General features: G+C 75.7%; 24 protein-coding genes. 8 read left to right on the top strand and 16 right to left on the bottom strand.

Translation table 11 applies throughout. The annotated features are described in order from the left end of the window. Complete coding sequence (locus A2CP1_RS08005) at positions 1 to 1,182, bottom strand: acetyl-CoA C-acetyltransferase (RefSeq protein WP_012632869.1); 1,182 nt, start codon at positions 1,180 to 1,182, stop codon at positions 1 to 3. 243 nt (positions 1,183 to 1,425) lie between these two features. On the opposite strand from A2CP1_RS08005, the gene A2CP1_RS08000 reads away from it, so the two are divergent. Further along, a complete protein-coding gene (locus A2CP1_RS08000) occupies positions 1,426 to 2,328 on the top strand; it encodes an isoaspartyl peptidase/L-asparaginase family protein (RefSeq protein WP_012632868.1) in 903 nt (300 codons plus the stop codon). Between the two features lie 17 nt (positions 2,329 to 2,345). Here A2CP1_RS08000 and A2CP1_RS07995 read toward each other — a convergent pair whose 3' ends face one another. From A2CP1_RS07995 to A2CP1_RS07980, 4 genes are all read right to left on the bottom strand, one after another. Beyond that, complete coding sequence (locus A2CP1_RS07995; RefSeq protein ID WP_012632867.1) at positions 2,346 to 3,041, bottom strand: head GIN domain-containing protein; 696 nt, start codon at positions 3,039 to 3,041, stop codon at positions 2,346 to 2,348. A 123-nt stretch (positions 3,042 to 3,164) separates the two neighbouring features. Continuing rightward, positions 3,165 to 3,944: a slipin family protein gene (locus A2CP1_RS07990; protein ID WP_012525547.1), complete on the bottom strand. Its 780-nt coding sequence runs from the start codon at positions 3,942 to 3,944 to the stop codon at positions 3,165 to 3,167. Between the two features lie 54 nt (positions 3,945 to 3,998). Beyond that, a complete protein-coding gene (locus A2CP1_RS07985) occupies positions 3,999 to 5,414 on the bottom strand; it encodes an NfeD family protein (RefSeq protein WP_012632866.1) in 1,416 nt (471 codons plus the stop codon). A gap of 2 nt (positions 5,415 to 5,416) precedes the next feature. Then, positions 5,417 to 6,034: a uracil-DNA glycosylase gene (locus A2CP1_RS07980; RefSeq protein ID WP_012632865.1), complete on the bottom strand. Its 618-nt coding sequence runs from the start codon at positions 6,032 to 6,034 to the stop codon at positions 5,417 to 5,419. 339 nt (positions 6,035 to 6,373) lie between these two features. Between A2CP1_RS07980 and A2CP1_RS07975 the strand changes: the two genes are divergently transcribed. Beyond that, a complete protein-coding gene (locus A2CP1_RS07975; protein WP_012632864.1) occupies positions 6,374 to 7,318 on the top strand; it encodes a zinc dependent phospholipase C family protein in 945 nt (314 codons plus the stop codon). Between the two features lie 2 nt (positions 7,319 to 7,320). On the opposite strand, the gene coaBC is transcribed toward A2CP1_RS07975, so the two are convergent. Further along, positions 7,321 to 8,538 (bottom strand): bifunctional phosphopantothenoylcysteine decarboxylase/phosphopantothenate--cysteine ligase CoaBC, encoded by a 1,218-nt coding sequence (coaBC, locus tag A2CP1_RS07970; RefSeq protein ID WP_012632863.1) that lies wholly within the window; start codon positions 8,536 to 8,538, stop codon positions 7,321 to 7,323. A gap of 72 nt (positions 8,539 to 8,610) precedes the next feature. Here coaBC and A2CP1_RS07965 point away from each other — a divergent pair, with 72 nt between their 5' ends. The 3 genes from A2CP1_RS07965 to A2CP1_RS07955 all read left to right on the top strand — a co-directional run bounded on the left by A2CP1_RS07965 (position 8,611) and on the right by A2CP1_RS07955 (position 11,220). Further along, a complete protein-coding gene (locus A2CP1_RS07965; protein WP_012632862.1) occupies positions 8,611 to 9,690 on the top strand; it encodes a CPBP family intramembrane glutamic endopeptidase in 1,080 nt (359 codons plus the stop codon). Positions 9,691 to 9,928: 238 nt separating this feature from the next. Further along, the gene (locus tag A2CP1_RS07960; RefSeq protein WP_245530013.1) at positions 9,929 to 10,468 is read left to right on the top strand and encodes a hypothetical protein; all 540 of its coding nucleotides are present in this window, start codon (positions 9,929 to 9,931) and stop codon (positions 10,466 to 10,468) included. Between the two features lie 185 nt (positions 10,469 to 10,653). After that, complete coding sequence (locus A2CP1_RS07955; protein ID WP_245530012.1) at positions 10,654 to 11,220, top strand: PAS domain-containing protein; 567 nt, start codon at positions 10,654 to 10,656, stop codon at positions 11,218 to 11,220. Here A2CP1_RS07955 and A2CP1_RS07950 read toward each other — a convergent pair whose 3' ends face one another. Both A2CP1_RS07950 and A2CP1_RS07945 read right to left on the bottom strand, forming a co-directional pair. Continuing rightward, positions 11,221 to 12,423: a class I SAM-dependent rRNA methyltransferase gene (locus A2CP1_RS07950; RefSeq protein WP_012632859.1), complete on the bottom strand. Its 1,203-nt coding sequence runs from the start codon at positions 12,421 to 12,423 to the stop codon at positions 11,221 to 11,223. Then, entirely contained in the window at positions 12,420 to 13,760 is a 1,341-nt protein-coding gene (locus A2CP1_RS07945; RefSeq protein WP_012632858.1) for a radical SAM family protein, read from the bottom strand. Before A2CP1_RS07945 ends, A2CP1_RS07950 begins: the two co-directional genes overlap by 4 nt. A gap of 305 nt (positions 13,761 to 14,065) precedes the next feature. On the opposite strand from A2CP1_RS07945, the gene A2CP1_RS07940 reads away from it, so the two are divergent. The 3 genes from A2CP1_RS07940 (at position 14,066) to A2CP1_RS07930 (ending at position 17,298) form a co-directional block, all read left to right on the top strand. Continuing rightward, entirely contained in the window at positions 14,066 to 14,710 is a 645-nt protein-coding gene (locus A2CP1_RS07940; protein WP_012632857.1) for a sigma-70 family RNA polymerase sigma factor, read from the top strand. Between the two features lie 22 nt (positions 14,711 to 14,732). Beyond that, entirely contained in the window at positions 14,733 to 15,548 is an 816-nt protein-coding gene (locus tag A2CP1_RS07935; protein ID WP_012632856.1) for an anti-sigma factor family protein, read from the top strand. Positions 15,549 to 15,714: 166 nt separating this feature from the next. Next, complete coding sequence (locus A2CP1_RS07930; RefSeq protein WP_012632855.1) at positions 15,715 to 17,298, top strand: response regulator; 1,584 nt, start codon at positions 15,715 to 15,717, stop codon at positions 17,296 to 17,298. 195 nt (positions 17,299 to 17,493) lie between these two features. Here A2CP1_RS07930 and A2CP1_RS07925 read toward each other — a convergent pair whose 3' ends face one another. The 8 genes from A2CP1_RS07925 to A2CP1_RS07890 form a co-directional block, all read right to left on the bottom strand. Then, complete coding sequence (locus A2CP1_RS07925; RefSeq protein ID WP_012525534.1) at positions 17,494 to 17,796, bottom strand: STAS domain-containing protein; 303 nt, start codon at positions 17,794 to 17,796, stop codon at positions 17,494 to 17,496. Between the two features lie 136 nt (positions 17,797 to 17,932). After that, on the bottom strand, positions 17,933 to 18,304 hold the full coding sequence (locus A2CP1_RS07920; RefSeq protein ID WP_012632854.1) for a hypothetical protein: 372 nt from the start codon (positions 18,302 to 18,304) through the stop codon (positions 17,933 to 17,935). Positions 18,305 to 18,315: 11 nt separating this feature from the next. Then, complete coding sequence (locus tag A2CP1_RS07915; protein WP_232288394.1) at positions 18,316 to 18,504, bottom strand: glycine zipper domain-containing protein; 189 nt, start codon at positions 18,502 to 18,504, stop codon at positions 18,316 to 18,318. 113 nt (positions 18,505 to 18,617) lie between these two features. Then, entirely contained in the window at positions 18,618 to 20,225 is a 1,608-nt protein-coding gene (murJ, locus tag A2CP1_RS07910) for a murein biosynthesis integral membrane protein MurJ (protein ID WP_012632853.1), read from the bottom strand. Continuing rightward, positions 20,225 to 21,370, bottom strand: a complete 1,146-nt coding sequence (locus tag A2CP1_RS07905) for a hypothetical protein (protein ID WP_012632852.1) — start codon at positions 21,368 to 21,370, stop codon at positions 20,225 to 20,227. Before A2CP1_RS07905 ends, murJ begins: the two co-directional genes overlap by 1 nt. Further along, the gene (locus A2CP1_RS07900) at positions 21,370 to 22,206 is read right to left on the bottom strand and encodes a tetratricopeptide repeat protein (RefSeq protein WP_012632851.1); all 837 of its coding nucleotides are present in this window, start codon (positions 22,204 to 22,206) and stop codon (positions 21,370 to 21,372) included. Before A2CP1_RS07900 ends, A2CP1_RS07905 begins: the two co-directional genes overlap by 1 nt. Continuing rightward, the gene (locus tag A2CP1_RS07895; RefSeq protein WP_012525528.1) at positions 22,203 to 22,967 is read right to left on the bottom strand and encodes a type III pantothenate kinase; all 765 of its coding nucleotides are present in this window, start codon (positions 22,965 to 22,967) and stop codon (positions 22,203 to 22,205) included. The genes A2CP1_RS07900 and A2CP1_RS07895 overlap by 4 nt, the downstream gene beginning before the upstream one ends. A gap of 73 nt (positions 22,968 to 23,040) precedes the next feature. Next, entirely contained in the window at positions 23,041 to 24,033 is a 993-nt protein-coding gene (locus tag A2CP1_RS07890; protein ID WP_012632850.1) for a biotin--[acetyl-CoA-carboxylase] ligase, read from the bottom strand. Positions 24,034 to 24,078 lie beyond the last annotated feature (45 nt).

Here is a 24,078-nt window from a genome sequence, read left to right as displayed (position 1 = left end):
CTACCGCTCCACCACGAGCGCGACGGCCTCGCCGCCGCCGATGCAGAGCGACGCCAGGCCGCGCCGGCGATCGAGGTCCTTCATGGCCTGGAGCAGCGTCACCAGGATGCGCGCGCCGGAGGCGCCGATGGGGTGGCCCAGCACCACCGCGCCGCCGCGCACGTTCACCTTGCGCGGGTCGAGGCCGAGCAGCGCGTTGTTGGCGATCGACACCACCGCGAACGCCTCGTTGATCTCCCAGAGGTCCACGTCCGAGACCTGGAGCCGCGCCTTCGCCAGCGTGGTCCGGATCGCGTCGGCCGGGGCGATGGTGAACTCCACCGGGGCGCGCGCGGCGCCGCCCCAGGCGCGCAGGCGCCCGAGCACCGGCAGCCCGTCGCGCGCGGCGCGCTCGGCGCTCGCGAGCACCAGCGCGGCCGCCCCGTCGTTGATGGACGAGGAGCTGCCGGCGGTGACGGTGCCGTCCTTCTTGAAGGACGGCCGGAGCGTCGGGATCTTCTCCGGCCGCGCGCCCTTCGGGCCGTCGTCCTCGGCCACGACCGTCTTCTCGCCCTTCTTGCCCTCGATCTCCACCGGGACGATCTCGGCCTTGAACGCCCCCGCCTTCCACGCCTCGACCGCGCGGCGGGTGGACTCGATCGCGTACTCGTCCTGCGCGGCGCGCGAGATCCCCTGCGTGGCGGCGCAGTGCTCGGCGCACATGCCCATGTGCTGCTGCCCGTACACGTCCCAGAGGCCGTCGTGGATCATCCCGTCCACCAGCTCCACGTTGCCCATCCGCGCGCCGGTCCGCGCGGACCGATCGTAGTACGGCACGTTGGACATCGACTCCATGCCGCCCGCCACCACCACGTCGGCGTCGCCGAGGGCGATCGCCTGCGCGGCGGAGATCACCGCCTTCAGGCCGGAGCCGCACACCTTGTTGAGCGTCCAGGCGGGGGTCTTTTCCGGGAGGCCCGCGTAGATCGCCGCCTGCCGGGCCGGCGCCTGCCCCTCGCCCGCCTGGAGGACGTTGCCCATCACCACCTCGTCCACGGTCGAGGGCTCCACCCCGGCGCGCGCGAGCGCGGCGCGGATCGCGACCGCGCCGAGGCGCGGCGCGGTGACGGAGGCGAGCGAGCCGAGGAACGAGCCGATGGGCGTGCGCGCCGCCCCGACGATGACCACTTCGCGTCCGGTCATGGTGACCTCTGGGTGAGGGACCCGCCCAAGGGACCTCGGGCAGCGCCCCGAAGATAGGAAGGCGTTTCCCCGCTCGTCAACCAATCGTCGGAGCCCGTCGCCGGCGCCGCGCCCCGTACGGTTCGTTGCGGCGGTGGGCGGGATCTGCGTGTCGGGCAGCGCGCCCCGGGGCGCGTCCGCGCGCCTCCCCCGCGCCGCGCGCCGCCTTGCCCCCGCGGCGGGCCCGCCGCTACGCTCCAGCCCATGACGCCATCACCCACGGTCACACCGGTCCTCGTGGTCCACGGCGGCGCGGGGCAGCCCAGCCCCGACCGCGGGACCGACGCGCCGCGGCTCGAGGGGCTCCGCCGCGCCTGCGCGGCCGGCTGGCAGATCCTCTCCCGGGGCGGCGCCGCGCTCGACGCGGTGGAGGCCGCGGTGCGGGTGCTGGAGGACGACCCGCTGTTCAACGCGGGCCGGGGCGCCGCGCTCACCGCCGACGGGACGGTCGAGCTCGACGCCTCGATCATGGACGGCGCCACGCTCCGCTGCGGGGCGGTGGCGGCGGTGCGCGACGTGGCGAACCCGGTCTCGCTCGCCCGGGCGGTGATGGAGCGCTCGCCGCACGTGCTGCTCGCCGGCGAGGGCGCGTCGTCGTTCGCCCGCGAGGTGGGCATCCCGCCCTGCGACCCCGCGGCGCTCGTCACGCCCGCGCAGCGGGTCCGCTTCGAGGCGGAGCGCGACGCGGCGCGGTCGAGGCCGGGGCACGGCACGGTCGGCGCCGCCGCGCGCGACGCGCGGGGCCACCTCGCCGCCGCCACGTCCACCGGCGGGATGATGCTGAAGCGCGCCGGCCGCGTGGGCGACACGCCCATCATCGGGGCCGGCACCTACGCGGACGACGCCTCGGCGGCGGTCTCCTGCACCGGCCACGGCGAGCGCGTCATCCAGGTGACCCTGGCGCGGTACGCGGCCGACCGGGTGGCCGCGGGCGCCACGCCGGCGGAGGCGGCCCGCGAGGCGGTGCGGATGCTCGCCGCGCGCGTGCAGGGCGAGGGCGGCCTGATCCTGGTCGGCCCGGCGGGCGACCCGGGGTTCGCGTTCTGCACCGAGGCCATGAGCCGGGCCTGGATCGGGCGGGATGGGGTGGTGCACGCCGCCCTGTAGCCGCGCGGGCCCGGAGCTCACCCGCGGGTGATGCGCCCGGAGCCGGCCACGGCGGCCTGCTCCACCCGGCCCTCGCCCCACCAGCGCACGTCGCCGGAGCCGGCGACCGACGCGCGGAGCGCGCCGCCGGCCAGGGTCACCTCGGCGTCGCCCGAGCCGGAGATCTGCACCGCCGCGTCGTGGGCCGCGAGCCGGCGGCCCAGGATCTCGCCCGAGCCCTTCACCGCGGCCTCCAGCCGATCGGCGCGCCCGTCCAGCTCCGCGGAGCCGGAGCCGGCGAGCTCCACCCGGAGCTTCCCGGCGGTGCCGGTCCAGCGCAGGTGGCCGGAGCCGCTCAGGGAGAGCACCTGGTCGCCGCGCGCGCCGTCGACCGAGGCGTTGCCGGAGCCGGCGAGCGCGAGCCGCTCGAGCGCGGGGACGGTGACCTCGACGCGCGGCCCGCGGTACGAGCGGAGGTCGCGCTCGTTGCGGATGGTGAGCGTGCCACCCCGGACCTCGGTGACGATCTCCGGCTGCAGGTTCTCGTCGGCCACGACCACGACCGACCGGGCCGGCCCGACCTTCACCTCGAGGTCGAGCGAGCCGGCGAGCTGGATGGACTGGAAGGCCGGGACCTCCCGGCGCTGGTGCACCACGTGCCCGTCGCCGTCCACGGCGACGGCGGAGAGGGGGGCGGTCAGGGCAGCGAGGGCGGCGGCGACGGCGAGGCGCATGCGGAGTCCTCCGACGGCAGGTGCGAGGCGCGGGGGAGCGCGACGTCGCCGCCGCGCTCCCCGCACCGGGTCCTCTCTCCCCAGAGCGGACCCTGGCCCATACGCGCGCCGCGCGCGCCTATTTCACCCCTCCGTCCTGGGCCCTCCGGGGAGGCGGGCGGCGGCGTCCATGAACGGCTTCACGATGTCGAGGGGGAGCGGGAACACGATGGTCGAGTTCTTCTCGGCGGAGATCTCGACCAGCGTCTGGAGGTAGCGGAGCTGCAGCGCCCCCGGCGAGCGGGCGATGACGTCGGCCGCCTGGCCCAGCTTCTCCGCGGCCTGGTACTCGCCCTCGGCCGCGATGACCTTCGACCGCCGCTCGCGCTCCGCCTCGGCCTGCTTGGCCATGGCGCGGCGCATCTCGTCGGGGAGGTCCACCTGCTTGACCTCCACCGCGGTCACCTTCACGCCCCAGGGCTCGGTGTGCCGGTCGATGATCTCCTGGAGCTGCCGGTTGATCTTGTCGCGCTGGCTGAGCAGGTCGTCGAGCTCCACCTGGCCGAGCACCGAGCGCAGCGTGGTCTGCGCGAACTGGCTGGTGGCGAACAGGAAGTCGGTGACCTGGAGGAACGCCCGGTCGGCCTGCAGCACGCGGAAGTAGATGACCGCGTTCACCTTCACCGACACGTTGTCGCGCGTGATCACGTCCTGCGGCGGCACCTGCTCGGCCGTGATGCGCATGTCGATGATGATCATCCGGTCGATGAACGGGACGATCCACTTCAGGCCCGCGGTGCGGATCCCGGCGAAGCGCCCCAGCCGCAGCACCACGCCCTGCTCGTACTCGTTCACGATCCGGACGCCGGACAGGAACCAGATGACCACCAGCGCGACGGGGACGGCGACTCCGAGGAGCGGCATGCTTTCCTCCCTGCGCGGCGTCACCCCGGGTGAGCGGCGCGCGTGCGCTCCGTTCTAGCCCTTCCCGGGCGCGGCGGCCACCACCGTGACCGTCAGCCCCTCCACGGCCACCACCCGCACCGCGGCGCCGCTCGGGATGGGCGCGGCGCTGCGGGCCTGCCAGTACTCACCGTGAACGAACGCCTCGCCCGCGGCCGGGCCGATCTCGGAGAGCGCCTCGCCGGCCGCGCCCACCAGGCCGGGCGCACCCAGGCGCAAGGGCGCGCGCCGCACCCGCGCGATGTTCCAGGCCATGAACGCGAGCAGGACCGCCAGGGCGGCCGGCGTGGGCCAGATCACCCAGGGTGACAGCCGCAGCGCGCCGGGGTCGAACCAGTCGCCCGGCGCGGAGGTGTTCACGAAGAACAGCGTCCCGAGCACCAGGCACGCCGCGCCGGCCAGCCCCGCCAGCCCGTGCGCGGTGACGTACGCCTCCGCCACCAGCAGCCCCACGCCGGTGAGGAGCAGGATCACCGCCCCCACGTTCACCGGGATGACCCGCATGGCGAGGAACGCGAGGAACAGGCAGAAGCCGCCCGCCGCGCCCGGGAAGATCATGCCGGGGTGGTAGAACTCGACCGCGATCCCGAGCATCCCCACCAGCATCAGGATCGCCATGACGTTCGGGTCGGCGAGGAACCCGAGCAGCCGCTGCCGCACCGTCGGCTCGTACGGCTCGATCGCCGCGCCGGCCACCCGGAGCGCGCGCGCCGAGGCCCCCTGGCCCACCTTCCGCCCGTCGGCCTTCGCGAGCACCTCGGAGAGGTCGGCCGCGACCAGGTCCGCCACCTTCAGCCGGAGCGCCTCCTCGGCGGTGACCGACACGCTCTCGCGCACCGCCTTCTCGGCCCAGTCCGCGTTCCGCCCGCGGGCGGCCGCGACGCTGCGGGCGAAGGCGGCGGTGTCGTTCTCCACCTTCTTCGCCATGTCCTTCCCGGCCTCCTCGGCCACGTCGCGGCCCGCGCCGGTGACCGGGTGCGCCGCGCCGATGTTGGAGGTCGGGTGCATCGCGGCCACGTCGGCCGCGAGCGTGAGGAACACGCCGGCCGAGCCGGCCCGCGCGCCGGCCGGGCCGACCCACACGATCACCGGCACCTCGGTGGCGAGCATGGCCTGGACGATCTCGCGCGTCGCGTCGAGCTGGCCGCCGGGCGTGTCGAGCGTCACCACCAGCGCCGCGAACGCGCCGGTGCGGGCGCGCGCCAGGGCCGCCTCGAGGTACTCGACGGTGCCGCCGGTGATGGGCCCCTTCACCGTCGCGGACAGGACCCGCGCCGGCCTGGCGGCCGGGGACGCCGGAGGCGCGGCGGCCCCGGTGGCGCGCGCGGCGGCGCCGGCGGCGAGGAGCCCGGCGCACAGCAGCGGCAGCGCGGCGCGGGCGCGGCGGGGAACGGCGGATCTCGTGGCGCGAGCGATCTCGCCGAGGCGCATGCTCACCTCCCGGGCGGCGGCTGGCCCAGCTCCTTCATGACGAGCTGCAGGTCCTCCCATGCCTTCTTCTTCTCCTCGGGGCTGCGCAGGAGATAGGCGGGGTGGAACGTCGGCATGAGGCGGATGCCCTCGTACTCGCGCCAGCGGCCCCGGAGCCGGGTGATGGGGGTCGTGTCCCGCAGGAGGGTCTGCGCCGCGAACTTGCCCAGCGCGACGACCACGCGCGGCCGGATCGCGGCGAGCTGGGCGCGCAGGAACGGCTCGCAGGCCTCGATCTCGTCCGGCTCCGGGTTGCGGTTCCCGGGCGGGCGGCACTTCACCACGTTCGCGATGTACACCTGCTCGCGCTGGTACCCCATCGCCTGGATCATCTTCGTGAGGAGCTGGCCGGCCTTGCCGACGAACGGCTCGCCCTCGCGATCCTCGTCCGCGCCCGGCCCCTCGCCCACGAACACGAGCTCGGCCTGCGGGTTCCCCACCCCGAACACGAGCGTGGTGCGGCCGCCGGCGAGCTTGCAGCGGCGGCAGTCGCCGAGCGCGTCGCGGACCTGGACGAGCGCCGCGCTCCCGCAGCCCTTCTCCCCGATGCGGTGGGCGCCGGCGACCGGGGCGGGCGCCACGGGCGCAGGCGTGCGGGCGGGCGCCTCCCGGGGTCCCGCAGGTGGGGCCTGCTGACCAGGAGGAGGGGGGGACGCCGTGGCCCGGCCGGCGGAGGCGCCGCGCTCGGCCGCTGGCCCGGCCTGCCGGGCATGCGCAGCCGGCGCCGGCGGTTCCACCGCCAGCACCGGGACGGGAACCTCCCGCACGCCGGCGGCCTCCAGCCAGCGCAGGTGCCGCGCCAGCTCCGCCGCCACGTCCGACACCGCCTCCCCTGAACGCGCTTCGCCCACCTGACCCCTCGAAAAAACAGGTACCGCGCGTTGCGGCCGCGGCCGCGCGAAACCTAGAATCGAACCCCGATGAAGCTGCTCCGCCTGCTCCTCCCCGCCACCCTCGCCGCCGCCGCCGTCGCCATCCTCGCCTGGCCCTCCGACGCCCAGGCGTGGGGGCCGCTGGCGCACCTGAACTTCTCGGCGCAGGCCCTCGCGAACCTCGGGGTGGCGCAGCCATCGCTGCGCATGGTCCTGCAGGACTTCGGCAACGAGTTCCTCTACGGCTCCCTCGCGGCGGACATCGTGGTGGGCAAGAACATGGCCCGCTACCTGTACCACTGTCACAACTGGCGCGTGGGCTTCAACGTGTTCAAGCAGGCGAAGCCCGGGGCCGAGCAGGCCTTCGCGCTCGGCTTCCTCGCGCACCTCTCGGCCGACACCGTCGCGCACAACTACTTCGTGCCGTTCAAGACGGTCGCGTCGTTCCACAAGACCAACACCCGCCACGCCTACTGGGAGCTGCGCTACGACCGCCGCATGGACCGCGACCTGTCGCGGCTGGCGCGCCAGGTGTCCACCCGCGCCATCCGCGGCCACGACGACTTCCTGGCGCGCACGCTCACCGGCGCGTCGGTGATCCCGTTCGGCGTCTCGCGGCAGCTGTTCCGCTCGCTGCTGGTGAGCGCGCGCATGGGCGGGTTCCACCACGTGTCGCGGCTGGCGCTGGCGCGCGAGCGCAACCTCGTGCTCGAGCCCGATCTCGTGACCGAGACGAACGAGCTCGCGGTGCAGGCCATCCTGGGGCTGCTCGCCGAGGGCGAGCGCAGCCAGGCCGCGCGGGCCGACGCCACCGGCGCCCGGAACATCCGGCTCGCGACCGACCTCCGCAAGCAGCTCAAGGAGCGGACCGCGCGGCACCGGATCCCGTTCCGCGACGCGGCCGACATCGCCGAGGAGACGCGCCTCAGCTTCCGGCGCGGCATCAACGGCAAGCTGATCCTGCCGCCGTCGATCGCGAAGCTGGCGGCGTAGGCTCAGCCTCGCGGGCGGCGCGCGTCGAGCACGGGCAGGATCCAGTCCAGGATCGCCTCGGCGACCTTGTCCTTCGTCCCCTCGATCTCGGCCAGCTCGGCGGCCGAGACGAGCGCCACGCGGTTGGTGTCGCCGCCGAAGCCGGCGCCCGGGGCGCCGACCTTGTTCGCCACCACCAGGTCGCAGCGCTTGCCCTTCAGCTTCTCGCGGGCGCGCGCGATGACCTCCTCGGTCTCCGCCGCGAACCCCACCAGCACCGGCGCGCCGGGCCTGCCGGCGTGGCGCGCGCCCAGCCCGGCCAGGATGTCCGGCGTGCGCGCGAGCACCAGCGTCTCCTCGCCCGGCTTCTTCTTGAGCTTGTGCGCGGCCGGCGCGGCGGGCCGGTAATCCGACACGGCGGCCGCGCCCACGAACAGATCCATCTCCGCCTGGGCCGACTCGACCGCGCGCGCCATCTCCTCGGCGGTCTCGACGCGCACCACCTCGACGCCGGAGGGGTCCTCCAGCGCGGTGGGCCCCGACACGAGCGTCACCTGCGCGCCACGGCGGGCCGCCACCCGCGCCACCGCATAGCCCATCTTCCCCGACGACGGGTTGGAGACGAAGCGGACCGGGTCGATGGGCTCGCGGGTCGGGCCGGCGGTCACCAGCACCTTGCGCCCGGCCAGGTCCTGGCGTCCCAGCAGCCGCGCGGCGGCGAGCGCGATCTCCTGCGGCTCGGCGAGCCGGCCCTCGCCCACGTCCCCGTCGGCGAGCAGCCCCGCGGCCGGGCCGACCACGTGCATCCCGCGCGCCCGCAGCGCGGCCAGGTTCTCCTGCGTCGCGACGTTGCGCCACATCCGCGTGTTCATGGCGGGGGCGAGCAGCACCGGGCAGGTGGCGGCGAGCACCGCGGTGGTGACGGCGTCGTCCGCCATGCCGGCGCGGATCCGCGCGATCAGGTCGGCGGTGGCGGGCGCGACCACCACCAGGTCGGCGACGCGCGCCATCTCGAGGTGGCCGTAGGTGAGGTCCGCCGCCGGCTCGAACAGGTCGGTGAGCACGGGCGCGCCGGACAGCGCCTGGAACGTGAGCGGGGCGACGAAGCGGGTCGCGGCCGGGGTCATGGCGACGCGCACCTTGCCGTTCCCCTTCACGATGAGTCGCGTGAGGTCGCAGGCCTTGTACGCGGCGATGCCGCCGCCCACGCACACCACCACCGTCCGGTTGCGGAAGTCCATGCGCGCATCTTACCCGCGTTCCGGCGCAGACGAGGGCGCGCGCGGCGCCCGGCGCGGCTATCATCCGCCCGAGTGGATCCCTCCCGTCCCGGCCCGTCGCAGGGCGACGCGCCCCCGCCCTCGCCGCCCCTTCCCTCCCCGGCGCCCGCGCCGGAGGCCGGCGAGCCCGGCGGTCCCGCGGCCGCGCCGTTCCGCAAGAGCGGCCTCGCCTTCTTCGCGGTGCTCCTGCTCCTGTACGGCCCGGGCATCCTGGCCCAGCAGCTCCACCCGGCGGCGGGCCTGGCCTGGAGCGAGCTCTTCGTGTTCCTGCTGCCCGCGTTCGCGGCCGCGCTCGGCTCGAACCTGCGGGCGGTGCCGTACCTCGGCTTGGCGCGCCCGGCGGGCGTGCCCCTGGCGCTCGCGGCCCTGGCGGGCGCGGCGGGGTTCCTGGTCGCGAACGCGCTCATGTTCGCGTGGGTGGAGGTGCTCCCCCCGCGCGTCACCGAGCTGTTCGACGTGGGCCGGCTGTTCGAGACGCCGGGGCCGCAGCGGTACGCCATCGCCGCCGCGGCGGCGCTGCTCGCGCCCGTCTGCGAGGAGGTCGCGTTCCGCGGGTACCTGCAGCGGACGGTCGCCCTCCGCCGCGGCCCGGCGGCCGGCCTCGCGGCAGGCACGATCTTCTTCGCGCTCCTGCACCTCGACCCGGTGCGGCTCCCCGCGCTCCTGCTGCAGGGGCTCCTGTTCGGCTGGCTCGCGCTGCGCAGCGGCAACACCTGGAACGCGGTCGCCGCGCACGCGATGAACAACGCGCTCGCGGCGGGGGCCGCGCTCGCCTCCGCCGGCTCGGGCGCGGACGAGGCCGCCGGCGCGCCCGCCACCGGGCAGATGGTCGCCACGCTGGTGGCCGGCGGCGTGGCGCTGGCGCTCCTGCTGCGCGCGTTCCGGAACGCCACCCCCCCGCCGCCGCCCGCCGCGGCCGCGCTGGAGCGGCGCGACCCGGCACAGCCGTCGCTCCGCTTCCGGCTGGCGCGTCTGCCGCAGGGCGTATGGGCGAGCGCGTCGCTGGGCATGGCGCTGCTCGCGGCGCTCGCGCTCGTGGCCGCGCTGGGCGGCGGGCGCACCCCTGCGCCGCCGGTGCCCCCCGGTCCGGCCCCCACCGTGCCCGCGCCCTGAAGGGCACGTGAACCCATCCCCTCCCGTCGCCGCGGCGGCCGGTCCGCGTCGCATCGCGTCGTTGCTCCTCCCTCACATGCCTACGGGCATGCTCGGTCGTCGCGCCTCGCGCTGCTCGCGGCTCGACCGCCTGGCTCGGTCCGGGGATGGATTCACGCGCCCTGAGGCCCGCGCGCGGTGCGGTCCCGGCCGCCTCGGGCGGTTATCTTCCTCCCCACGACCTCCCATGGAGCCCCGCGTGAACCGGACCCTCCTCGTCACCGCCAGCCTCGCCGCGCTGCTCGCCGCCGTTCCCGCCCGGGGGGAGCGCGGCCCCTCCACCCCGACCGAGCGCCGCAAGGCGGTCGACGTGACCCGCCGGCTCGAGCGCGAGCCGCTCGCGCGCCGGGCCGCGGCCGACCGCCGCTGGCTGCTGCAGTGGATCGTGGAGATCCCGGACATCCAGGTGCGCGGCTGCTCGGGCCCGCTCGACCCGCTCGCCGAGGACGACGGCAGCCGCTTCGGGAAGATCCTCTTCGTGCAGTCGATGTTCGGCATGGCAGCCTTCCAGATCGAGCACCCCCGCAGCGCGGACGACTGGCTGGCGGTGCAGACGGCGGGCGTGGAGAGCGTGCTCCGCGCCTACCGGTCGCTGCTGCGCGCGCGCCCGCAGGCCCGCTGGGACGAGCTCGACGCGCTGCTCGCGGCGCAGCGGCGCGGCCGCCTGCCGGCGCTGCTCGAGCAGGCGATGGAGGGCTGCGACGAGCCCGCCGGCCCTGCGCCAGGCGACGCGATCTGAGCGAGCGCTGCGCCCCGGGACCGGGCGAGGTCCCCGCGGGCGCGGCCGGCGGCGCGGGGCAGCGGCCCAATCTGACGCACCCGGGTCACGCATCGTGAATGTATGCGGCGGCCGCACCGCGGCGCTCGGCCGCGCGGCTCCCTCCGGGCGTTGACGCGCGGCGGCGCCGGTCGCAGGCTCCCGTCGTGGCGCGCGAGCCGCGCCGCACGCGGGAGTTCGGCATGAAGGTCGTCTGCTCCTACTGCCACCGGCTGCTGCGGGAGTCGCCCGGCGAGGCCGTCGGCGTGAGCCACGGCATGTGCCCGGAGTGCGACGCGTACTTCGCGAAGCTGTGGGGCGGGCTGAAGCTGGGCGAGTACCTCGACCTGCTGCCGGTGCCGGTCATGGTGGTGGACGGCGGCGGGCGCGTGGTGGCCGCGAGCGAGCGGCTGGCGGACGTGCTGCACCGGCCGCGCGCCGAGCTGCGCGGACTGCGCTGCGGCGAGGCGATGGCCTGCTCCCGATCGCGCCTCCCCGGCGGCTGCGGCAAGGCGGAGCACTGCCGCGAGTGCACCATCCGCCGGACCGTGGACGAGGTGCACGAGACCGGCCGCTCCGTCGCCGGCGCGCGCGCGTGGGTGAAGACCGACGCCGGGCGCGTGCCGGTGACGATCTCGGCGCGGCCGGCGCAGGGCTTCGTGGAGGTGACGCTGGACGAGCCCGAGGCGCTCGCCGGCGCGCTCGGCGGGCACGCCCCGCCGTCGCGCCGGTAGCTACCCCGCGCGGCGCAGCACCATGCACTTCAGGTAGCGGCCCTCGCGGAACTGCAGCGAGACCGGGTGATCGGGCGGCTGCCGGGTCTCGGCCACCAGCGCGAGGTCCACCCGCGCCTTGTAGGCCGCCTCCTTGACCGCGTCGGCGAACTGCTCCGCCGAGACGCGCGCCGAGCAGCTCGCGGTGACGAGCAGCCCGCCCGGCGCGAGCACGGCGAGCGCGGCCCGGTTCAGCGAGGCGTAGCCGGCCAGCGCGCCCTCCACCGCCTTCTGCGACTTCGCGAACGCGGGCGGATCGCACACCACCAGGTCGAAGCGGCGCCCCTCGCGCTTGTAGCGGGCGAGCAGCTCGAAGCAGTCCTCGGCGGCGAACGCGTGGTCGGCCGCGTCGAGGCCGTTGGCGCGGAAGTTCTCGCGCGCGAGCGCGATGGCGTCGCGGTCCACGTCCACCGTGACCACGTGCCCGGCGCCGCCCAGCGCCGCCGCCACCGAGAAGCCGCCGGTGTAGCCGAACAGGTTGAGCGCCTCGGCCCGCCCGCGGGCCAGGTCGCGCACCATGCGCCGGTTCTCGCGCTGGTCGAGGAAGTGGCCGGTCTTCTGCCCGCGGCGCACGTCCACCAGCACCTTCATCCCGTGCTCGTCGATCGCGATCCGCTCCGGCGGCTCGGCGCCCCACAGCACGCGCCCGCTCCCGTCGCCCTCGCCCTCGTCCTGGTCGTCGCGCGGGATCTCGTCGCGGCCGAACACGCCGGCCACGCCCTCCTGCTCGGCGTGGAGCGCCTCGACGATCTCGGCGCGGTGCGGGGTGAGGCCGGCGGAGTAGAGCTTCAGCACCACGTGGCGGTCGTAGCGATCGGCGACGACGCCGGGCAGCGCGTCGCCCTCGCCGTGCACCACCCGGTAGCCGGTGGTGTCGCGCACCAGCTCCTTCCGCAGCGCCACCGCCCGCGCCACGCGCCGGCGCCAGAACGCGGCGTCGATGGCCTCGGCCGGCTCGCGGGTGAGGATGCGGACCGAGATGGCGGAGTGCGGATCGTAGTAGCCGCGGGCCACGAAGCGGCCGTCCTCGGTGACGTCCACGATCGTGCCCGCCGGCAGCCGCGCCGGCGCGCGCTCCACCGCCTTGCGGAACACCCAGGGGTGCCCGGCGCGCAGGTGGCGCGCCAGGTCCTTGCGCAGCGGCAGCTCGGCCTCGGCCTTCATCTCGCCTCCGTGCGGCGGCGCCGGGCCGGCGAGGCCGGCCGTCGCCGCGCCCCGCGCTCGCTCCGCGCGCGGGAGAAGTTGCCCACCACCAGCCCCGGCCGCGCCCGCTTCAGCGCGCGCACCAGCGCCGGGATGCCCAGCGCCTCGCCGGGCGCGCCGCGGTCGCGGGCGATCGCCATGTAGACGTCCGGATCGATGGCGAGCGGCCGGGTCTGCACCTGGTCCACGCCCGTGTCCGCCACCAGCTGGCAGAGCCGCTCCGCCTCGCCGCCGCGGTCGGTGACGCCGGGGAAGGTGAGCAGGTTGAGCGCCACGTAGGCGCCGCCCGCCTTCGCGGCGCGCACGCCGCGCACCACGTCCTCGAGCCCGTAGCCGGTGGGCCGGTAGTAGGCGGCGTACAGGTCGGGCGAGGCGCTGTTCAGCGAGATGCGCACCGACTCCAGCCCGGCCGCGACCAGCCGCGCCAGCGCCTCGGGCAGCGAGCCGTTGGTGTTCGCGTGCAGCGTGCCGCGCCGGGTCCGCGCGCGGATGAGCCGGATGGCCTTCTCGATCTCCTTCCAGCGCAGCAGCGGCTCGCCCTCGCAGCCCTGTCCGAAGGAGACCATCACCCGGCCGGTGGCGCGCTCCAGGTGGCGGACCGCCACGTCGGCCATCTCCGCGGCGGTGGGCGGCCGCGCGATCCGCTCGTGCGAGGAGGGCGGCATCCCCTCGTCCTGCTCGGACAGGCAGCCCACGCAGGCGGCGTTGCATGCGGCCGACGACGGGATGGCGCCCTCGTCGCGGCCGTAGAACGTGTTCTGCGCGGTGAAGCAGCGCCACTCCAGCGCGCACCGCGCCAGCTGGCGGTAGATGGGGTTCCCGGTCGAGACCAGCCGCTCGACCTTGGCGGGCAGGTCCGGGGTGGAGTGGCGCGACGGGTCCCAGTGCGAGCGGCGGTCGGTGTGGAGCGCCCACACCACCGGTCCGTCCTCGCCCAGCCCCGCCGCGGTGTAGGCCCACTGCGGGAGCGTGGGCGCCTCGTCCAGCGTGGCGAGCGGCGGCCGCGCCGCGGCCGGGAGCAGCGTACGGGTGTAGCCCGGCGGGAGCGTGGCCCCGACGGCGTGCGGCACGACGCGGCGGCGCCCGAGCTTCACGTCCTGGAGCACCACCTTCGCGCCGGTCTCCGGGTCCACGCCGACCGGCCGCCGCCCCGGGAGCAGGCAGAGCGTCGCGCCCTCCGGCAGCGGGAGCGGGCGCTCCGCGGGCCGCAGCACCGCGTCGCCGCTGCGCGCGGCCGCGAGCAGCGTGGGGTGGTCGTAGACCGTTCCCCGGTCGTCGGCGAAGAGGAGTCTCGGCATGGGCGTCGTCGCGATTCACCCGCGCGGGCGCGGCGGCGGGCCGAGGGTCTTACCACGCCGGCGCGCGCCGCGCCGGGGCCGCGGGGACCCCCTGCCGGCTCCCGCGCCCGGGGCTTTTCGCCCCGACCGCCGGGATGCTAGGAATCCCGAGTCCTTTCCGCGCGCTCGCCCTCCCCCCCTCCGGTCCTGCGATCGGACGGACGACGCGCGGGAATCTCCCCGGGCGATGGGCCGTTTCCCAGGTCGAGTGGCCTGATTCGGAAGCGGGTGTGCGTCGTCCGGGATTAGAAGAGATCAAGCCCGAAATGTTCGACCTCCGACAGAACGACCTGACCCGCGACGAGTTCCAGGAGCTCGCGCTCAAGCACATCGACCCCCTCTACTCGGCGGCGCTGCGGCTCACCAAGAACGACCGCGACGCCGAGGATCTCGTCCAGGACACGTTCCTGCGCGCCTACCGCTTCTTCGACAAGTTCGAGCGCGGCACGAACATCAAGGCGTGGCTGTTCAAGATCCTGACCAACACCTTCATCAACCAGTATCGACGGTCGGTGAAGGAGCGCAACATCGTCGAGGGGTCGGAGCGCGACGCCGTTCACGAGCGGTTCGTGTCGCGCGAGGCGGCCGAGTACGCGGCCAACCCGGAGCAGTACTTCTTCGACCGGCTCCTCTCCGACGACGTCCTGAAGGCGGTGGACTCGCTGCCCATCGACTTCCGGATGGTCGTGATCCTCGCGGACCTGCAGGAGTTCTCGTACAAGGAGATCGCCGAGATCCTCGACGTCCCGGTCGGCACGGTGATGAGCCGGCTGTACCGTGGACGCCGGCTGTTGCAGAAGGCGCTGGCGAGCTACGCCGTGGTCTCCGGGGTCATCCAGCTCCCGGAGTCCGAGGACGGCGAGAGCATCGACCTCGAGACGTACCGGCGCCGCCGCGGCAAGTCGGCCTAGGATCCCGGCCAGAGGGCCTCGAATGCGGATCGACTCCACGCTCATCGCCGCCATGGACTGCCGCGAGCTCGAGCGATCGATCGACGCGTACCTGGACGGCGAGTTCGACGAGCGCGAGCGCGCCGAGGCGGAGGCCCACCTCGCCGCCTGCACGCCGTGCCGCGCCATGGCCGACCGCCAGGGCGCGCTCCGGCTCGCGCTCCGCGCCAAGCTCCGCGAGGCGATGGCCTCGCCCGCCGCCGCCGGCTGCGCGCCCCCGGCCCTTCGCGCGCGCGTCCGCACCTCGCTCGCGCACGAGCGCCGGCCGCTCTGGCGCCGGGTGCTCCAGCCGGTCCCCGCGGCCGCCGTGGCCGCCTGCGCCATGGGCGCGCTGGTGGTGCTGGCGGGTCACCGGGGCGACACCGCGCTGGTGGACGACGCGATCCGGGTGCACCACCGCGCGCTGCCGCTCGAGGTGGACGCCGCGGCCATGCCGGGCTGGTTCGCGGGCAAGCTCGACTTCCACCCCGCCCTGCCGCACTTCGACGGCGGCGGCGCGCGCGTCGAGGGTGCGCGGCTCTCCAACCTGCGCGAGTGGCCGGCCGCCTACGTGCGCTACCAGCTCCCGCGCGGGCAGGCCGGGCTGTTCATCGTGGACGACCCCGACCGCCGCTTCGACACGCCCGGCCGCGAGGTGAAGGTCGGTCCGCAGGTCGTCCGGGTGGTCAACGCGCGCGGGTACAACGTGGCGGTGTGGCGCCAGGACGAGATCGTCTACTCGCTGGTCTCGGACCTCGACGAGGACGCGCTGTTCAGGCTCGTCCAGGCCGCCCAGGCGGAAGCCGCCGGCGGCCGATAGCGGTCGATCGCGTGCCGCGGATGTGGTCGCGGGGACGACCCGCGACGCCGGCCCGCGTTTTGACCTCGCACCGCGCGGCGGTTAAGATTCACCAGCATTTTCCGCGCGGTGCGCGACGTGCGCGGCGCGCGCGCCGTCCCCTCCCGCACGTGCCCGGGTCCGCCTGATGCCGACGAAGATCCTGCTCATCGAGAACGACGCCGCGTTCGCCGCCGAGCTCTCGAAGGCGCTCGAGGCGAGCGGCTTCGACGTGCGCGTCACCGGCGACGGGAAGCTCGGGATCGAGCTGGCGCGCGAGTGGGCCCCCGCGGGCGTGGTCCTCTCCGTCGAGCTGCCGGGCATGAGCGGCTACCTCGTCTGCCAGAAGCTGAAGAAGGACGACGCGCTGAAGGCGACGCCGCTCGTGCTCACCAGCGCCGAGGCGACCGAGGAGACGTTCGAGAACCACCGCAAGCTGAAGGTCCGCGCCGACGAGTACCTGCTGAAGCCGTTCCCGGCCGCGGCGCTGCTGGAGAAGCTCGGCGCGCTGGTGGGGCTGCCCGACCTCGGCGAGGAGCCGCTCGAGGCCGACGAGGAGATCGTCTCCCTCGAGGAGGAGATGGGGCTCGAGGCCGTCTCGGACCTCGCCGAGGCGGACCTCCCCGCGCTCGACCTCGACGCGCTCCCGGACGAGCCGGGCGATGCGGCCGCAGGTCCGGCGGCGGACGACCTGGCGCTGCTCGACGAGGCGTTCGACGGGATCGCGGCGCCGAGCCCGGAGCGGCCCGGCGACGCGCTCGACCTGGCGCTCGGGCTCGGCGACGGCCCGGCGGCGGTGGACGACCCGCTGGACCCGTCGCTGCTCGACCCGACCGACGACCTCCCCGGCGCCGCGGGCCTGGCCGGCACGGACGACGCCGACGGCGGCCTCTCGCTGCTCGACGCCGACGCGGCGCTCGGCGCGCTCGCCGACGAGCCGCCCGCGCCGGCGCGCCCGTCGGTGCGCGGCGCCAGCGCCGACGCGCTGCGCGCGGCCGGGATCCGGCTGCTGGAGGACTCGCCGGCCCCCGCGCCGGCCGCGGCGCGTGCCGGCGCCGATCCGGCCGAGCTCGCGGCGCTGCGCGCGCAGCTCCGTCAGGCGGAGGACGCCGCCGCGGGCGCTGCCGCGGAGCAGGCCGCCCTCCGCGCGCGCGGAGACGCGGCCGAGGCCGAGGCCGAGCGCGCCCGCGCCGAGCTGGCCGGGGCGCGCGAGGAGGCGCGGGACGCCGCCGACCGGGCGGAGACCGTGGAGCGCGAGCTGGCGGAGCTGCGCGACCGGCTGGCCGGCGCCGAGCGCGCCGCCGGCGACGCCGAGCGGCGCGCCGAGGACGCCGAGGCGCGCGCGCTGGAGGCCGAGGACGCCGCGCGCAAGCGAGCCGCGGAGGCGGCGGCCGCCGCCGAGGCCGCGGCGCGCGCCGAGGCGATGGAGCGCGAGCTGGAGGAGCTGCGCACCGAGCTGGTGGTGGCGCGCGGCGAGGCCGAGGGCGCCCGCGGCGAGGTGGAGAACCGCACCGCCGAGCTGGGCCGGCGCGTGGCCGAGCTGGAGGCCGCGAACGCCAAGAACGAGGAGCGCGTCCTCAAGGCGTACCAGAAGATCAAGGGCGACGAGAAGGTGAAGGACAAGGTCCGCAAGGCGCTCGCGATCGCCGCGCAGCTCCTCGACGAGGGGCTGCCCGCGGACCCGGCCGCCGAGAAGGAGCGCCGCGCCGCCTCGCCGCTGGTGCGCGAGTAGCGGCGCCGCGCGCCAGCCGAGCCCGGTTGATCTGGTCGCGTCGCGAGGCACGCGATGGCGTCGCCGAGCCGGGCACACGAGGACCGAGCAGCGCAGGCGTGCCCGTAGGCACGTCGAGCAGCGCAGGGACGAGTCTGCCCGGCGCAGGCAGCCAGCGTGCGCCGCAGCAGCGATCCAGATCGAGCGGTCTCGGCCTTACCCGAGCGCCTCCTCGTCGCCGACCGGCGGCGCGAGCGTGACCCCGAGGTAGCGCAGCAGCCGGTGCTGGTGGCGGCCCAGGCCCACCACCTCGACCGTCTCGCGCCCGCAGAGCTGCCCCGCCATGGCGGCGACGCCCAGGTCCTGCACCTCGCGCACGCCCGAGAAGTCGAGCAGCAGCGGGGCGGAGGCGGGGATCTCGCCGAGCCACCCCGAGAGGCGGCTCGCGGCCTGCCGATCGAAGACGCCCTCGATCCGGATGACGAGCTCGCCGCGTGCCCCGCGCGTCACGTCCATCATGTCACTGACCCCGGCCCGGAGGAGAGGAGTCCAAGGTGCGCGCGCGCGCGGCCCGGGTCAACCCGGCGCCCCAACGTGGAGGACGCGGGTGCGACGGGCGGGCCCGATTCCCGAGTCGACGTTGCGCTGCGCGCGATCAATGCGTCGACGGCGCGGAGGAGCCCTCGGGCCCTGCGCCTGCGGACGCCGTCTCCCGCGCCCGCGCCGCCCGCATCGCGCCCACCGCCGCGCCGAGCGCGAGCAGGTTCGTCGGCGAGAGCGCGGCGCGCGCCGCCATCCGCACCATCGGCCGCAGCAGAGGCCACAGCCCGCCGCCCAGCACCATGCCCGCGGCGGCCGCCACGCCCAGGACCGCCATGGGCGACTCGGCCATGCGGCGCTCCAGGTCCAGCTGCTCCGCGAGCCGCGCCACCGACTCGCGCGCCTCGTCGCCGAGCTCGCGCAGCGCGTCCGCCACGTCGCCCAGCTCGCCCGCCTCCATGCCGCCCGCCCCCCGCTCGCGCTCCATCACCCCTCCGCTCAGGTCCGCGAGAGCAGCCGGCCGGCCAGGAACCCGAGCCCGACGGCGATGGCGACGGCCGCGATGGGCCGCTCGCGCGCGAAGCCGCGGATCCACTCGCCCGCGTCCTCGGCATAGCCGCGGAGCCCCTCGAGCTGCTCCTGCATGCCCCCGGCCAGCTCCTCCGCCCGGTGCCGCATCTCGTCCATCGTGCCTTCCCCGCCCCTGCCGCCGTTTTCCATGTTCACCCTCGCCGGTCGCCCTCGCGGCAAGGTAGGCCGCGCGCACACGCGCGGCCAAACCCCGGGGAGGCGGGGCCGGATCAGGCCCGGCGCGCCCGGCGCCGGCGCAGCCCGGCGAGCAGCTCGTCGAGCTCGGCGATGCGCAGGGCCCGCGCCGCGGCGAGGTAGGCGAGGCCGCCCGCCGCGATGGGGCCGAACGCGAGGGCGAGCTGGGCCGGGACGCCGCGGTGGTCGCGGAGCAGCGTGGCGAGCCCACGCTCGGCCGCCCAGGCGACCGCCGCCAGCGCCGCCGAGGCGAGCAGGACCTTGCCGAGCTGGCGGGCGAGCCCCTCCCCGCCCAGCCGTCCGTGCCGCCGCCGCCAGGAGAACAGCAGCACCGCGAAGTTCGCGAGCGCCGCGAGCGAGGTCCCGAGCGCCACGCCGCGGTACCCGAGCACCGGGTACAGCGCGAGGTTCAGGACCACGTTCGAGGTCATGCCGAGCACGCTCCCCACCACCGGCACGCGGGCCCGGTCGAGCGCGTAGAACGCCGGCGCGAGCACCTTGACCGCGGAGTAGGCGTAGAGCCCGGCCGCGTAGCAGACCAGCGCCGCGGCGGTGGCGTCGGTGTCGGCCGCGCCGAAGCGCCCGTGCTCGTAGATGACCGAGATGATGGGCCGGGCCAGCACCGCCAGCCCCACCGCCGAGGGCACGTTCAGGAACGCGACCAGCCGCAGCGCCGAGCCGAGCGTGTCCTGCACCGCGTCCATGTCGCGCGCCGCCGCCCGCTGCGCCACGCCCGCGCCGGCCACCGTGGCGATCGCCACGCCGAACACGCCGAGCGGGAGCTGCATGAGGCGGAACGCCATCTGGAGCCAGGTGTTCGCGCCCTCCTCGTGCGAGGCGAAGATGGTGTTGACGAGGATGTTCACCTGCGTGGCGGAGAGCCCCACCACCGCGGCGCCCATCAGCCGGAAGATGCGGCGCACGCCGGGATCGGCCAGCGCGCCCGCCGCGAGCGCCGGCCGGGCGCGGTAGCCCACCGCGCGGACCGAGGGGAGCTGGGCCGCGAGCTGGAGCGCGCCGCCGAGCAGCGTGCCGATGGACCAGCCCACCACCGCCCGCTCCGGCGGCAGCCCGGCCAGCCACAGCCCCATGCCCACCGCGATCGACCCCACGTTGAAGAGCGCGGGGGCCACCGCCGGCGCGGTGAAGCGCCCCTGCGCGTTCAGCATGCCCATCGCCACCGCCGAGAGCGAGACGAGGAGCAGGAACGGCATCATGATGCGGGTGAGGTGCGCGGCCAGCGCCGCCTGGTCGGCGGTGTAGCCCGGCGCCATGAGCGCGACGAGCGGGCCGGCGAAGGCGACGCCGAGCAGCGTGATGCTCCCCACCACCAGCAGCACCAGCGCCACCACCGTGTTGGCGAGCCGGTAGGCGGCGTCGCGGCCCCGGTTGCGGTGGGCGTCCGCGAACGCCGGCACGAACGCGGAGGAGAGCGCGCCCTCGGCGAACAGGTCGCGGAGCAGGTTGGGGATCCGGAACGCGACCACGAACGCGTCGGAGAACCGGTTCGCGCCGATCAGGATCGCGAAGAGCTGGTCGCGGACGAGGCCCAGCACCCGCGACGACATGGTCGCCGCCGACAGCCACACCGCGCGCCCGACGCGGACCGGCGCCGCGCCCGCCGCCTCGGGGCTCCCGGCCACTAGTGCTTCCCGCCCACCGGCCCGCGCGCCGCCTGCTCCTTCTTCATCATCCACGCCTTCGCCTGTGCCTGGATCGTCTGCGGCACGTTCCGGTCGCGGGCCAGCTCCTTGATGTCCTTCTCCTGGAGCGTGGTGAGCATCTTGAGCGCGGTGGGCAGCGGGACCTTCGGGTTCTTCACCAGCGAGATCTTGATGGCGTAGGTCTTCAGGTACTCGCGGGTGCCGTAGATGTGCCGCAGCACGTCGGCGCTCACCGTGCGCGAGTTGGCCAGCGAGAGGATCTCGCCGTCGGTGATGCGGGGGCTGGTGACCGCCGCCATGCACACCAGCTTGTTCGCGTCGCGCAGGAGCAGCGTCCGGGCCTCCTTGTTGCCGAGCGTGGCGAGCTTGATCTTCTCCGACACGCTCATGCGCATCACCCGCTGGGTGATGTTCAGCTTGCGGGTGGACTGCTCCTCGGTCTCCGCCGCGGGCGGCGGGCCCTCGCCGGCCCCGTCGCGCGCCAGCTCGTCCGCGTACTCGGCCATCAGCGCGGCGGCGGTCTCGCCCGGCTCCGGCGGCCTCACCGTGGGATCGACGCCGTGGACGCGCTTGTGCGCCTCGACCATCTGCGGCACGTCGAGCAGCGTGAGCCCGTTGCGAACGCAGAAGTCGCAGGCGCCGTCCACGGTGGACGCGAGCACGTGCGGGTTCGCGCACAGCGCCCGCACGATGGGCTCGTGCCGGAGCAGGCGCAGCTCGTTCTGCCGGACGATCTCGGCGAGGCGCTGCGGCACGATCGCGGCGAGCCGGGCCACCGTCCCGTCGAGCGTGGCCGGGTTGAGCAGCACCAGCTCGAGCGCGCCCTCGCGCTGCGCGAGCCGGTCGGCCATCCAGTCCAGCACCGGCCCGGGCACCTCGTCCGAGCGCAGCGCCACGCTCCAGATCTTCTCGGGCAGCCCCTCGGCGGTCTTCGCCGCCGTCTCGCGCACCGCGGCCTCGGGGTCGTGCGCCAGCATGAACAGGAGCGTGGCCAGGTCCGCGGCGGCCACCGCCGGGACGAGCCCCTTGGCGCCCATGGTGCGGAGCGGCAGCGGGGCCTTCGGATCGGCGTGCTTCTGCAGCGGCTTCGGCAGGGTCTCCAGCGGGAGCGGACAGTCCGGCATCAGCGTTCGACCTCTCGAGGCCCGTCCGGCTCCGCGGCCGCGGGCGCAGTGGCGTCCTGCGCGGCGGGCCCGGAGTCGGCAGGCGCGGGCGCGCTCGGCGCCTCGTCGGATACGGGGGACGCAGCGGCGGCGGGCCCGGACGGTGCCGGCCCGTCGCCGGCGGGTAAGGCGGCGGCCGCGTCGGATGGGGTGGGCTCCGCCGGCGGCTCCACCGGCGGCTCGACGGACGGCTCGACCGCGGCCGGCTTCGCCTCCACCTCCAGCGGCAGGGGCGCGGGCGGCGGCGTGCCGGCGGCCTGCGCGGGCGCGGGCGCGAAGCCCAGCGCGACCGGCGACATCTCGTAGAGCGGCGCGTGGCGCCGCTGCCACCGGTGCCGGATCCGCCCGAGGAAGCGGTTCAGCGGGTTGTTGCGCGACAGGGCGCCGATCACCGGCGGGCGGCGGATGCCGATCGTGTCGCGGGCCATGCAGAGGCTCGCGTCGCGCGGCCACAGCTCGAGCCCGCGCAGGATGGCGCGCACGGCCCGCTCGCGCTGGTTGAGCGCGAGGTGCACGCGGGCCTGGTTGAGCAGGAGCTCCGGATCCGGCCCGGTGGCGCGCAGCGCCTGGTCGCACAGCGTGACGCCCAGGTTCGAGTTCCTCTCCACGAGCACCAGCGTCACGCCGTACCAGGACATGGCGCGGGCGTCGCGCGGGTCCCTGCGGTGCGCGCGCTCGAACGCGGCGTGCGCCGCGCCCACGTCGCGCGCGACGAAGGCGGCGAGGCCCTCGTCGAGGAGGCTCCGCGCCGGGGCGGCACCGCGCGGCGCCGCGGCTGGGGTCGCCTGGGCGGTCACCGGTTGCGCTCGTGGAGGATCCGCAGCCCCTCCAGCGTGAGGTGCTCGTCCACCTCGGTGATGCTGCGGGAGACGCCTGCGATGAGCGGCGCGAGCCCGCCGGTCGCCACCACCTTGGGCGGCGTGGCCAGCTCGGCCGCGATCTGCGCGCAGATCCCGTCCACCATCCCGACGTACCCGTACACCAGACCGGCCTGGATGGAGGCGACGGTGTTCTTGCCGACGACCGAGGGCGGCTTCGCGAACTCCACCCGCGGCAGCTTGGACGCGCTGCGCGCGAGGGCGTCCATGGAGATGCCGATCCCGGGGCAGATCGCGCCGCCGAGGTACTCGCCCTTCGCGGAGATGACGTCGAAGGTGGTGGCGGTGCCGAAGTCCACCACCACCAGGGCGCAGCGCCAGCGCTCGTACGCGGCCACCGCGTTCACCACCCGGTCGGCGCCCACCTCGCGCGGGTTCTCGTAGAGGATGGGCATCCCGGTCTTCATCCCCGGGCCGACGAACATGGGCTTGCGATCGAAGTACCGCACGCACATCTGCTCGAGGGTGAAGGCGAGCGGCGGGACCACGCTCGCGATCACCACCGCCGAGACCCGCGCCGGCTCGAGGCCGGCCGAGGCGAACAGCTGGCGCAGCAGGATCCCGTACTCGTCGTAGGTGCGGGTGTGGCTCGTCTCCACGCGCCAGTGCCTGCGCAGCACGGCGCCGTCGTAGACGCCCAGGGTCGTGTTCGTGTTGCCGACGTCGATGGCGAGGAGCACGGGCCGGAGCCTAGCTTCCGGGCCTGTCCGGGGTCAATTCCACGGCCGCCGCGGGCGCGCGCCGGCGCGCGGGTCAGCGGGGCCGCAGCAGGCGGACGTCGCCGGCGAGCACCCGCTCCAGCCCGCTCGCCGTCCGGACCAGCAGGGCCCCGGCGTCGTCGATGTCCTCGGCCGTGCCCGCCAGCTCGCCGTCGTCCACCCGCACCCGCACCTCGCGCCCCAGCGTCACCGACCGCTCGCGCCACGCCTCGCGGATGGGCCCGAAGCCCTGCTCCTCGTGCACGTCCAGCCAGCCCTCCAGCGCGGTCAGGCAGGCGGCGGCGAACAGCGCGCGCGGCGCGGGCTCGCCGCGCTCCAGCAGCACGCTGGTGGCCTCGCCGCGCAGGTCGTCCGGGAAGTCCTCGGCCCGGGCGTTCACGTTCACGCCGACGCCCACGACGATCCAGTGGACGCGGTCGGGCTCGGCCGCCAGCTCGGTGAGGATCCCGGCGATCTTGCGCCCGCCCGCGAGCACGTCGTTCGGCCACTTGATGCCCGCGTCCACCCCGGCCTGCCGGAGGACGTCGCAGACCGCCAGCGAGGCGACCAGCGTGACCTCCGGCGCGCGCGCCGTGGGCAGGTCGGGCCGCAGGATCGCGGAGAAGTAGAGGTTCTTGCGCGCGGGCGAGATCCAGGCGCGGCCGCGCCGTCCCCGACCGGCGGTCTGACGCTCGGCGATCACCACCTCGCCGTGGGCGGCGCCCTCCTCGGCCAGCTCCCGGGCGCGGTCGTTCGTCGAGGCGAGCTCCTCGTGCGCGTGGAGCACCTGCCCCAGGTCGTGGGTGTTGAGCAGCGGTCGCAGCTCCAGCGCGGTGAGCCGGTCCGGCACCTCGGCCAGGCGGTAGCCGCGCGCCGGCACCGCGTCGATGCGGTAGCCGCGGGCACGGAGCGCGTTCACGTGCTTCCACACCGCGGCGCGGGTCAGGCCCAGCTTGTCGGAGATGGCCTCGCCCGACACGACCTCGTCCCCGGCCTCGGCCAGGAACGCGAGCACCAGCTCGGCGGAGTCGGACGGCTCGGTCGCCATGGTCCCGGGATCTTCCGGGGCCGGCGGCGGCCTGTCAAATGGCGC

It is taken from the genome of Anaeromyxobacter dehalogenans 2CP-1 (assembly GCF_000022145.1).
Classification (GTDB): domain Bacteria; phylum Myxococcota; class Myxococcia; order Myxococcales; family Anaeromyxobacteraceae; genus Anaeromyxobacter; species Anaeromyxobacter dehalogenans.
The sequence above is the reverse complement of the archived record's forward strand: the minus strand, read 5'-3'. Positions and strand labels throughout refer to the sequence as shown.